Source organism: Paramicrobacterium humi (genome assembly GCF_900105715.1).
GTDB lineage: Bacteria > Actinomycetota > Actinomycetes > Actinomycetales > Microbacteriaceae > Paramicrobacterium > Paramicrobacterium humi.
This window is the reverse complement of record NZ_FNRY01000001.1, coordinates 1,135,693-1,146,980: the sequence shown is the minus strand read 5'-3', so window position 1 is coordinate 1,146,980 and position 11,288 is coordinate 1,135,693. Positions and strand designations below refer to the sequence as shown.

Annotated in this window: 9 protein-coding genes; 3 read left to right on the top strand and 6 right to left on the bottom strand. The window is 70.6% G+C overall.

Annotated features, from left to right (window positions below):
* The first annotated feature begins 42 nt into the window (after positions 1-42).
* Positions 43-1,839: a stealth conserved region 3 domain-containing protein gene (locus BLV49_RS05780; protein WP_091181208.1), complete on the top strand. Its 1,797-nt coding sequence runs from the start codon at positions 43-45 to the stop codon at positions 1,837-1,839.
* Here BLV49_RS05780 and BLV49_RS05775 read toward each other — a convergent pair.
* From BLV49_RS05775 to BLV49_RS05755, 5 genes are all read right to left on the bottom strand, one after another.
* Positions 1,786-2,715, bottom strand: a complete 930-nt coding sequence (locus tag BLV49_RS05775) for a phosphodiesterase (RefSeq protein WP_281245316.1) — start codon at positions 2,713-2,715, stop codon at positions 1,786-1,788. The two genes, BLV49_RS05780 and BLV49_RS05775, sit on opposite strands and share 54 nt — an antisense overlap.
* 82 nt (positions 2,716-2,797) lie before the next feature.
* The gene (locus tag BLV49_RS17315; protein WP_143033976.1) at positions 2,798-5,683 is read right to left on the bottom strand and encodes an AAA family ATPase; all 2,886 of its coding nucleotides are present in this window, start codon (positions 5,681-5,683) and stop codon (positions 2,798-2,800) included.
* A gap of 59 nt (positions 5,684-5,742) precedes the next feature.
* Positions 5,743-5,991, bottom strand: a complete 249-nt coding sequence (locus tag BLV49_RS05765; RefSeq protein ID WP_091181196.1) for a hypothetical protein — start codon at positions 5,989-5,991, stop codon at positions 5,743-5,745.
* A gap of 100 nt (positions 5,992-6,091) precedes the next feature.
* Positions 6,092-7,618 (bottom strand): DUF7059 domain-containing protein, encoded by a 1,527-nt coding sequence (locus BLV49_RS05760; RefSeq protein ID WP_091181193.1) that lies wholly within the window; start codon positions 7,616-7,618, stop codon positions 6,092-6,094.
* Positions 7,619-7,639: 21 nt separating this feature from the next.
* Positions 7,640-8,074: a hypothetical protein gene (locus tag BLV49_RS05755; RefSeq protein WP_091181189.1), complete on the bottom strand. Its 435-nt coding sequence runs from the start codon at positions 8,072-8,074 to the stop codon at positions 7,640-7,642.
* A 159-nt stretch (positions 8,075-8,233) separates the two neighbouring features.
* Here BLV49_RS05755 and BLV49_RS05750 point away from each other — a divergent pair, with 159 nt between their 5' ends.
* Positions 8,234-10,348 (top strand): RecQ family ATP-dependent DNA helicase, encoded by a 2,115-nt coding sequence (locus tag BLV49_RS05750; protein WP_091181186.1) that lies wholly within the window; start codon positions 8,234-8,236, stop codon positions 10,346-10,348.
* A 6-nt stretch (positions 10,349-10,354) separates the two neighbouring features.
* Here BLV49_RS05750 and BLV49_RS05745 read toward each other — a convergent pair whose 3' ends face one another.
* Positions 10,355-10,735, bottom strand: a complete 381-nt coding sequence (locus BLV49_RS05745; RefSeq protein WP_245723543.1) for a TraR/DksA family transcriptional regulator — start codon at positions 10,733-10,735, stop codon at positions 10,355-10,357.
* Between the two features lie 140 nt (positions 10,736-10,875).
* Between BLV49_RS05745 and BLV49_RS05740 the strand changes: the two genes are divergently transcribed.
* Complete coding sequence (locus BLV49_RS05740) at positions 10,876-11,265, top strand: hypothetical protein (protein WP_091181182.1); 390 nt, start codon at positions 10,876-10,878, stop codon at positions 11,263-11,265.
* Positions 11,266-11,288 lie beyond the last annotated feature (23 nt).

Below are 11,288 nucleotides of genomic sequence, written 5' to 3'. Positions count from 1 at the left end.
CGGGTGCAGCCTTCGCGCCGGATTCGAGGAACGGGGGCAGGCATGAGCGAGGATGACGCCGTGGACGCCCAGCGTCAGGAATCGACGCTCTCGGATGCCGCCGGACGCTCGTTCCGCGTCGAGGCTCCCCTCGCCTCCGGTCTGCCCGCCATCGTCGCCGATGAGGGTGCTCCAGCCGCGCACGGTGCGGCCCGGCTGCTCACCGACGAACCGCTCGTCGTCCCCTCTCGGGAGCGCCGGTTCGAACGCGAGGACGTCGTGCATCGCGAGGGCCGCTACGCGCTCACCGTCGGCCACTTCACGCCGCACCAGTCGATGGTCGAGGATCTCCTCGCCGTCGCCGATGCGCTCGAGCAGGCGGGAATCGACTTCCTGCTGGCGCGCAGCTCGGCGGATCGCCCGATCATCGCGGTCGACCGGCGCCGGCGCCGTGACGTCGAGGCGGCATTCTCGACCGCGTTCGCCCACGAGCCGTTCTATGCCCTCACCCTCAAGAAGGAGCAGAAGCGGGATCTCTCCGACGCGCCCTACTACTCCGTCGACGATGATCTGCCCACCGTTCTGCTCGCCGACGGCCGGCTGTCTCCCCTGCCAAAGGCGAAGGTGTTCCGGCTCTACCGCCCGCGACTCGAGCCCATTGGTCGCCTCCGCTACGGCCCGGAGTCGGCTCCGCAGCTCGAGCTGTGGGCGTTCGGCGACGAGACGATAATCGCGCCGACCCCCAACGCGCTCACGCGTCGCCACCTCGCTCGGTCGGAAGCGGCGATCGCGACGATCACCCGCTGGGGACGTGAGTGGCCGACGCTCGAGAACATGTTCGCCGACCTCGCGAGCGACGTCACATTCGACATCGACGTCGTCTTCTCGTGGGTCGACGGCTCGAGCGTCGAGTACCGCAGGCGGCGGGCCGCGCGCATGGCGGGCGTGCTCGTGGGCGAGGGTGACGATTCGGAGGCCCGGTTCCGCCAGATCGACGAGCTGAAGTATGCGCTTCGAAGCATATACATGTTCGCGCCGTGGGTCCGGCGCATCTTCATCGCGACGGATTCTCCGGCACCGCGCTGGCTCAAGCGGCATCCGCGCGTGATGATCGTACCGGCGGAGAAGCACTTCGCGGACCCGAGCGTGCTGCCCACGTACAACTCGCACGCCGTCGAGAGCCAACTGCACCACATTCCGGGTCTCGCCGAGCACTTCCTGTATTCCAACGACGACATGTTCTTCGGCCGCCAAGTGAGTCCCTCCCTGTTCTTCTCGCCCGGCGGAGTGACCAAGTTCGTCGAGGCGCGCACGCGCATCGGGCTCGGCGACACCGATCCCACGAGGTCGGGATATGAGAACGCCGCTCGCGTGAATCGTGAGCTCCTGCGCGGCCGTTTCGGCAAGATCACGACCCGGCATCTCGAGCACTGCGCCGCACCCTTGCGCGTGAGCGTTCTGAACGAGATGGAGCAGGAGTTCGCTGAGGAGTTCCGGCGCACGGCGGCATCCCGATTCCGTTCGGCGACCGACATCTCGGTGACCAACTCGCTCTATCACTACTACGCGCTCATGACCGGACGCGCTGTCGTGCAGACGCAAGCGCGCGTGCGCTACATCGAGACGACGCTGCGTTCGGCTGCGCCCGCGATGGAGCGCCTGCTGCGCAAGCGCGACCAGGACATGTTCTGCCTCAATGACGGCTCGAAGCCGGAGATCAGCGACGAGGAGCGCACCGAGAACGTGACGGCGTTCCTGGAACGCTACTTCCCGTTTCCGGCGCCGTGGGAAAAGGACTCGGCTGACTCAGCGCGCGCCGACGAGCTCTCGCTCCGGCTTCCGGGCAGCGAGCGTGCCTGATTCGGGGATCACGATTCCCTGCTCGGCCAGGCGACGCGCGCTCTCGTCGGCCGGAATGTAGTCGAGCGCCGCGTACGCTCCCACGGGAACCACCGAGTGCAGCACCGTCGACTCATACACGTGCACGAGATTGAACGCGCGGGCGCCGTCGCGGCCTCGGGTGCCGCCGACAGGCACGTTGAGGTCTTGCGTGTAGCACGTGGCGGAGGCGACGGAGACCGGGATGCCGGCGAATGTCGCTGTCGACGAGTAGTGCAAGTGGCCGGCGATGATGCTGCGCACGTCACTGCCGAGCAGGACGGCGGCGAGGGCGGACTGGTCGCGCAGCTCGACGCTCACCGCGAGGTCAAGCACGCTCGGCACCGGCGGGTGATGCATCGCGAGAACCGTGCCGTGAGGGGCAGGCGTCGCCAGCTCGGCGGCGAGCCAGTCGAGCTGTTCGCGCGTGAGTTCGCCGTGGTGCGCCCCCGGCACGCTCGTGTCGAGAGTGATGACGCGCAGGCCGTTCACGTCGTAGACGCGATCGATCGGGCGCATGCTCGGCGCCTCGTCAAGCAGTCCGGCGCGCAGAGCAGCGCGATTGTCGTGGTTGCCCATCGCCCAGATCACGCGGGCGCCGAGCCGCTCGGCGGCAGGCTCGACGATGCCGCGAAGCAGCTCGTACGCCTCCGGCTCGCCCTTGTCGGCGAGGTCGCCCGTGAAGACGATCGCCTCGGGCCGGCCCTCCGAGGCCTCGAGCTCGGCGAACAGCTCTCGCAAGTGATCGGCGCTGTCGACAGAGTCGTAGAGCTTGCGTCCCCGCCCGAGCAGGTGGGTGTCGCTGATGTGCAGAAGAAAGTGATCCGGCCTAGGGTATTCGGCCGTTCGTGATGTCACGATTCGTCCATTCGGGTGGCTTCTTCGGTTCTCTCCATGAGAGCACACGAAGTCTAACCGCCGGTGAACGGCGCGCTGGGCGTCACGTTCTCGGGTTCCGGCCTGCGGCAACGGCGGCCTCCGTGCGCGTGGCGACCCCGAGCTTTCGCAGGATCGCGGAGACATGCACGCTCGCGGTCTTCGCGCTGATGAACAGCCGCTCGCCGATCTGACGGTTGCTGAGCCCGTCGGCGACGAGCTCGAGCACTTGCCGCTCGCGCGCCGTGAGACCGAGCGGTCCGGCAGCGTCGTTCTCCTCGAGTCCCGCGGCGGAGGCGTAGTCGGCGACCTCGCGTTGCAGGCCGATATGCGAGAGGGCGGATGCCGCTTTCGCCGCGCTCTGCAGCAGCTCGCGCGCCCGAGCCCTGTCGCCGGCATCCACGAGGGCGCGAGCCAGCTGCAGGCAGAGGAACGGCGGCACCGTCGCCGGGAGGCTCTCGTGCGCGGCCGCGTCGTGGGCGGCCTCGAGCCGGTCGACGGCTGCAGCGTCGGGGATCGCGAGGGCCGCGTCGATGATCCTCGTCCACTCCGCCGTGCGCACGGCGTCGGGCATCGCCTGCCATGACGCCTGGACCGCGGCCGCGGCGGCCGCGACGTCATCCGCGCCGAGGTCGCCGGGGGAGACGCGCAGTCGCGACACGACGGTCGCCGCGAGCAGGAGGGCCCGCCGATGATAGCCGAGCATGATCGGGCCCGGATCCGCGAGCACGCGCTCGAAGACGCGCCAGGCGGCGGGGATGTCGCCTGCGGCGACGGCGACACTCGCCTCGGCGTCGGCGAGCGCGTACCAGACCTGTCGCTCCACCGCGCCGATCGCGCGAAGCGCCGGCAGCCAGTCGCGGGCCCGGCTCTCGGCCTCGGCGAGTTCGCCCCGCCACAGCAGCGCCTCGATCTTCGTCTTCTGCGCGTAGGCCTGGAACACGAGCAGCGTGTTCATGGCGAGGCTGCGCGTGATCAGCTTCTCCGCCTCGTCGATGTCGCCGAGCAGCAGGAGGGGATCGACCATGTTGTGCAGCAGCATCGTTCCCGATGAGCGCTCGACGCCGAGCTCGCGGGCGCGCTCATAGCCGGCCCTCGCGACCTCGACCGCCTCGCGGTAGCGGCCCTCGTTCAGCAGCAGGTCCGAGTAGTTGACGCTGTAGCGCAGGAACGAGTTCTCCGTCACCGCGTGCTTGCCGGCCACGGCGAAGTCGTCCAGGGCGCCCGCCACATCGCCCAGTGCGTCTCGCGAGACGCCGCTGAGGTTCGCCGCGATCGACATCTCGGCGTCGTCGCCGCTCTGCTCGGCGAGCTCGTACGCCTCCCGTGCAGTCACGATGGCTTCGTGCGATCGGCCGGCGACCATGTAGCGCGCGGCGAGTGTGTTGAGCAACTCCGCCCGCAGCCGGTCGTCCTCCAACTCTCCCGCCTCACCCGCGCCGGTGGCGAACATCGCGAGCGCGTCGGTGAGCAGCTCGATCGAGCCCGGCCGGCCGAGGTTCGCGAGGTACTGCGCCTTGTCGCGAAGCAGGCGAACCTGAACCGCCGCCGGCTGGGGCGTGCGCTCCGCCTCCTCGAGCGCGGCGCTCACCGTGGCAAGGGCCCGCTCGCCTTCGCCGGCGTTGCGCAGCGCGGAGCCCACGCGAGCGAGCAGCCGCACCTTCGTCGTCCCCGTCACCTCTTCGGCATCCGGCACGCCGTCCCACAGCTCGATCGCCAGCTCGCCGAGCCGGGACGCGGTGGCGTACGCGTAGGCGTCCTTCGCGGCGTCCATTGCGGTGACGGATGCCGCAAGGGCACGGCGCGAGTCGTGCGCGGCGTGCCAGTGGTGGGCGATCGCCGCAGGGGAGGGAGCGAGCTCGGGGTGCTGCTCGAGCGTCGTGGCGAACGCGAGGTGCAGGCGGCCGCGCTCGCCCGGCAGCAGCTCCTCGTACACCGCTTCGCGCAGGAGCGCGTGGCGGAAGCGGTACGAGTCGGCGCCAAGGGTGATGATGTTCGCCTGCACGGCCAGGCGGATGGCGGCATCCAATTCGTCATCTGCCATTCCGGCGACGGCGCTCAGGATGGGGTGGGTCAGCCAGCCCTCGGCGCACGAGATGACCCGCACGATGCGCTGCGCCGACTCGTCGAGCTGGTCGTACCGGGCGAGCAGGAGGTCGCGCAGCGTCTCGGGCATGGGCCCGTCGCTGCAGCAGGCGAGCTCCTCCACGTAGAACGGGACGCCCTCCGCCCGATCCACGACGCGCTCGAGCGCGTCGGCGTCGACCGGCCGGGTGAGGATCTGTTCCACGAGCTCGCGCACATCGTCACGGTCGAGCCGATCGAGCTCGATGCGCTCGAGCAGGCGCGCACGCTCACCCTCGATGACGAACTCTCGCACGGGGTGACCGCGGCGCACGTCTTCATTGCGCAGGCTCAGAACGAGCAGGAGCCGCGCCCCCGTGATGGCGCGCAGCATGAAGCGGAGCATCGTGAGGGTCGAGGCATCCGCCCAGTGCAGGTCTTCGATCATGAGCACGAGCGGCGCGCGCTCGGCGTACTCCTCGATCAGCACGACGACGACCTCACGCAGCCGGGCGGCGCTCACCTCGTCCGCGTTGACGGGGCCGTCGCCGAGTTCGGGAAGCAGCAGGAGCAGCGCATCACGGCCGGGCCCGGCGGCGCTCAACGCCGCCTCGGCGCCCATCCCGGCGACGATGCCGCGCAGGACGGGGATCAGCGGACCGTACGGCGTCGGCGTGCTGCCGAGATCGATGCACTGCCCCACGAGCACGTTCGCCCGCGAGGAGACCTCCTCGCCGAACGTGCTCAGCAGTCGCGTCTTCCCGATGCCGGCCTCGCCCGAGACGAGCACGGCCTGGGGCTCGCCCGCCGCGCTCCGCTCGAAGGTGTCATGCAGACGAGCGAGCTCGGCGCCGCGGCCCACCATGGTGGCGCTCGAAGTGGCCATGCTTCCATCGTTGCACGCCCCTCCGACGCTCGGGAGGGTGAGGGAGCTGTCCGCGAGGGTCACGGCAGCGCCGTGGGGCACGGCTCGGGCGAGGATGCCGCCTCCCGAGTGCGCGCCGCTCTCTCCCGACGCGCCCGGAAGACACCCCTCAGGGCGGTTACGGCCCGCTCGCGCAGCAGGGACAGCCGGCTCGGCACCACGCGTTCGGGACTCTCCTCTGCCGCCCGCCGCCACGCTATCCGCTGCTCGAGCTCACGCTCCCGCTCGCGCCATACCGTGTCGTAGTAGAGCTCTGGCGATTCGTACATGCTGCTCACTCCTTGAGGACCCTTCTGCGATATCCCCAGAGTGCGAGCTAAGGCGGGTCCGTCCCATCGGGCAGATGCCTTATCTTTGCGGCGCGTCGCCTCAGACGGCGAAGAGCAGCATTCCCGTGCCGATGAGCTCGCGCACGCGCGGCAGCAGCTGCGCGGCGAGCGCGGACTCGTCCACCTCGAGCAGCTGCGCGATGGCGGCAACGAGCACGCCGAGCGGCAGTTCGCCGTCGCACGCTCCCAGCAGCGCGGCAAGTGCCGTGTCCAGGGGAACGGTGCGCCCGAATCCGCCGCCCTGGTGCAGCAGCATCGCCTGCGGGTCGTCGCTTCCCGGCCAGTAGTGGCGTTCTTCCGTCACGTCCGCGGCACGCATGAGAGCGGATGCCGCGAGCTCGGCGTCGCTGAGGGCGGCCTCCCGGTCGCGGGCGTCGATGCACGCGGCGATGTGCACGCCGAGCCCCGTCTCGTTCTCGCCCGTCGCGGTGTGTAACCGCTCGAACAGGTTCCATCGCGGAGCCTCCGGGGTGACGGGACGGCGCAGAATGACGTAGCCGAAGCCGACAGCGCGCACGTCGCGCGCCTCGAAGTCGGCGAGCCACGCGTCGTACAGCTCGTCGAACGCTGCGCTTCCCGCGCGCGTGCCGCCGTCGCGGATCCACGTCTCGGCGTACTCCTCGGGGGACTGCACCTCGCGCTCGATGAGCCAGGCGTCGAGGGGCGTCCGCTCGGCCTCGAGCGCCGTGACCCAGCCGCGCGCGCGGTCGAGGCCCGCGGCATCCGAGTGGTATTCCCAGTTGCCGAGCATCTGCGCCGTCCCGCCCGGCTCGAGATGCGTCGCGCAGCCGGCGATCACGGCGCGCACGAGCTCGTCGCCGACCATGCCGCCGTCGCGGTACTCGTATTCGGGAACGCCGGGCCGCCGCGGCGTGATGACGAACGGCGGGTTGCTCACGATCTGGTCGAAGCGCTCGCCCGCGACCGGCTCGAAGAGGCTGCCGTGCCGGAACTCGATGTTTCCGATGCCGTTGAGCTCCGCATTGAGCCGCGCGATCTCGAGGGCACGGCGCGAGATGTCGGTGGCCACGACGTGCTCAGCGTGGCGCGCGGCGTGCATCGCCTGGATGCCGCACCCCGTGCCGAGGTCGAGAACGCGGCTCACGGGCCGCTGCAGCATGAGGCCCGACAGCGTGAGCGACGCGCCGCCGACGCCGAGCACGTGATCCTCGCCGAGCGCGTGCCCGAGCGCGAGCTCACCGAGATCGGACACGATCCACCAGCTTCCCTCACCGGTGGAGTCCACGAAGGCGTATGGCCGCAGGTCACGGCGGGCCCGGATGCCGCCGGGCACGGTCGCCGCCAGTCCGAGCGCGGTCGCGCCCTCCACGCCGAGCGACGGCAGCGCTCGGCCGACGGCGTCGGGGTCGCTGTCGAGGCCGAGCAGAAACATGCGGGCCAGAGTGGCGAGAGGGGAGTCCTCTGCAGAATCGAGCGCCCGCACGGCCGGAACGCGCTGCCCGCGGTGCAGGGCAGCGGCGGCCTCCTCGCCCCACAGCGCCGAGACGGCGGCCACCGTGTATCCCGCGGAACGCAGATCCGAGCGCAAACTGTCGATGAGAGTCACGCTTCATTCTCGCAGGGCCGCTCACGAGGCGACGCTGTGCTCGGCGTAGTCGTCGGGAGCGAGCCAGCGCACGCCCTGCCGGTGGCTGATGAGCTGCGCTCGCACGCTCAGCCCCCGCTCGCGGCATCCGTCGGCGAGCAGGCTCGCCCACGCACGGTCGGGCCCGGTGATTCCCGCTCCGACCGGTCGCTCCCACACGAAGATCACGTGTCGGGCGCCGACGCCCTCCATCGCGGAGCGCACGAAGTCGGCGCTGCCGTCGGCGGACACGGCGTCGGGCACGAGCGGGTAGTCGTCGACCGGCATCATCAGGGGAAGCTGCCGATCGTCGTCGTCGAGAAACAGCAGCCACCACGTTCGCCGGATCGCCCGCCCGATGAGCATCTGCACGCGTTCCGCGATGGCCTCGTCCGTCGTCAGCGGGGTCGCCGCCGCTTCATCAGCACTGATCGTCATGGGCCGATCCTCGCGAGTCAATCGGGGTCGGATGCCGCTCGCGGCCCGATCTGTGGATAACACCGCACTCTCCACAGGCGCCGTGGGCAGTGCGCCGCGTTCTCCACCGGCCCGACCGCGCACGCGTGCCTGTCAGCCGCGCCCGGTACCGTGAGGCTCATGACCTCCGCCGCGACGACCGACACGCGTACCGAGGCTCTCGAGGTTCTCCGCACCCTGGTGAACAGCGACGACGCCGAGTTCCACGAGGGACAGTTCGAGGCGATCTCCGCCCTCGTCGACGAGCGTCGGCGCGCGCTCGTCGTGCAGCGCACCGGCTGGGGCAAGTCTGCCGTGTACTTTGTCGCGACCCTCCTGCTGCGGCGCAGGGGAGCCGGGCCCTCGATCCTCGTGTCGCCCCTCCTCGCGCTCATGCGCGACCAGGTCGCGGCGGCGGCGCGAGCGGGCGTTCGAGCAGCGTCCATCAGCTCCGCGAACGCGCACGAGTGGGACGACGTCATCGCGGGGCTGCAGAACGACGAGATCGACGTGCTGCTGGTCTCGCCCGAGCGGCTCAACAATCCGCGCTTCCGCGAGGAGCAGCTGCCGGAGCTCGTGCGCCGCACCGGTCTTCTCGTCGTCGACGAGGCGCACTGCATCTCGGACTGGGGCCACGATTTCCGGCCCGACTACCGCCGGCTGCGCGACCTCGTCGCGCGCATGCCAGACGGCGTCCCCGTTCTCGCCACGACGGCGACGGCCAACCAGCGCGTCGTCACCGACGTCGCCGAGCAGCTGAGTGCGGGCGGCGGCGACGTGCTCACCATCCGCGGCCCCCTCGCGCGCCGCTCCCTCCGACTAGGCGTGCTCTCGCTCCCCGACAACGCGGCTCGCCTGGCCTGGCTGCTCAGCCACATCGGCGACATGCCCGGCAGCGGCATCATCTACGCCCTCACCGTGTCCTCCGCCGACGACACGGCGCGGCTGCTGCGGGAGGCCGGGCACAATGTGCTCGCCTACACGGGCCGCACCGATCCGGCCGAGCGCGAGCACGCCGAGCAGGCCCTCAAAGACAACGCCGTGAAGGCGCTTGTCGCGACGAGCGCGCTCGGCATGGGCTTCGACAAGCCCGACCTCGGGTTCGTGATCCACCTCGGCGCCCCGTCGTCACCCGTCGCCTACTACCAGCAGGTGGGGCGCGCGGGGCGCGCGACGGACACCGCCGACGTCCTCCTTCTCCCGGGTGAGGAAGACCGGGCGATCTGGCGTTACTTCGCGACCGCGTCGATGCCCGACGAACAGGCCGCCCACGCCGTCATCGCGGAGCTCGGCGCGGCGCCGGCGCCGCTGTCGACTCCCGCTCTCGAAGCGCGGGTCGATCTCAAGCGCAGCGCCCTCGAGCTTCTGCTCAAGGTGCTCGACGTCGACGGCGCCGTGAGTCGCGTCTCGGGAGGCTGGGTCGCGACCGGTGCGCCGTGGACCTACGATCGTGAGCGCTACGAGCGCATTGCCGCCGAGCGCGTGGCGGAGCAGGACGCGATGATCGCGTACGAGACCACCGATTCGTGCCGCATGGCCTTCCTGCAGCGTGAACTCGACGACGACAGCGCCATCGAGTGTGGGCGCTGCGACGTGTGCGCCGGTCCCTGGTATCCGAGCGGATTCGACGAGTCCGCGACCGAAGCCGCGTCCTCGGGTCTCAATCGCGTGGGCGTCGTTCTCGATCCGCGTGCCATGTGGCCGACGGGTGCCGACAGGGTCGGGCTCCCGGTCTCCGGTCGCATCCCCGCCGAGGAGCGCGTCGAGCCGGGCCGCGCCCTCGCGCGGCTCACCGACCTCGGCTGGGGCGGGCCTCTGCGCGAGCTGTTCCGCGAGGGCGCGCCCGACGCCCCGATCGACAGCGCGATGCTCGACGCGTGCGTGCGCGTGCTCGCCGACTGGCGCTGGGACGCGCGCCCCGACGCCGTCGTCTCCCTTCCCTCGCACAGCCGCCCGCAGCTCGTCGACTCGCTCGCCCGGGGCATCGCCGCCATCGGCCGGCTCCCCTACCTCGGGGAGCTCGAGTCGGGGACGGATGCCGCAAGCGGCACCGGCGGCAACAGCGTCTTCCGCCTCGCCGCCGTGTGGAACCGCTTCGGCGTTCCCCAGCACGTGCGCGAGCAGATCGAGGGGCGGACGGTGCTGCTCGTCGACGACCGCGCCGACAGCAGGTGGAGCGTCACTGTCGCCGGGCGGCTTCTCCGTCACGCGGGCGCCGCCGCCGTGCTTCCGCTCGTGCTCGCCCAGACGGCCTAGCGCCCGCTATCGCGCCTCCGCCTTGCGGGCGCACTCGATGCACAGCGTCGCATACGGTCGCGCCTCGAGCCGCGGCCGGCCGATCGGGTTGCCGCACGCCGCGCAGAGCCCGTAGTCGCGGGCTTCGATGCGTTCGAGCGCACTGTCGAGTTCACGCAGCTCCGATCGCGCCTCGGCCTGCAGTCCCGTCAGCATCGACCACTCCTCCGACATGGTCGGACCCTCGGGGTCGTGCTCGTCATCGTTGGTCCCCTCACCGAGCGACTGCCGAACCTGCACGAGGGACTCGTCGTTGGCACCCATCTGGTGCAGCAGTTCGGCCTTGCGTCTCTGCAGCACGTCCGTGAAGTGCTGCAGGGTGCTGTCGCTCAATCGTGATGTGACCATATGCCATCGTGGCACATCGTCCCGCCGACGCAACAGGGGACGCTGTTGCCCCCGTCCGCGGCACGTGAACCACGCGGCGGCCGCCCGCGTCGTAGGCTTAATCGCAGCACACGGCACGAGTGACGGAAGGCGGAGACGGCATGAGCCTCGACATCGTTCGGCTGCGCGCCGACGCCCGGCTCGAGCTCGACGTGCTCATCGAGCACCATGCGCGCGACGGTGAAGATCCCTGGGAGTTCCTCCAGGAGCTGCCCACCGTCGACGAGCTCGTCGTCGTCGCGCTGCGCGATGAGGCTCTCGACGCGCAAGGCAAGACAGCCGAGTATCTGCTCGCGCGGCTCGCGTCCGAGACGTCGCGAGCGGATGCCGCTGAGCTTCGCGCGTCCGCGGATCGCCTCGAGTATGAGATCCTCCGTGAGATCGCGCATCGGCATCCCGTGCTCACGCACGCCGTGTGGCGGCTCGCGGGTCAGCTCGACCATGCGCAAGTCTCGCCCGCCGAACCGGCCACCCGACACCGCGAGGAGTGAGTCGGCGCCGCGTTCAGGCAGCG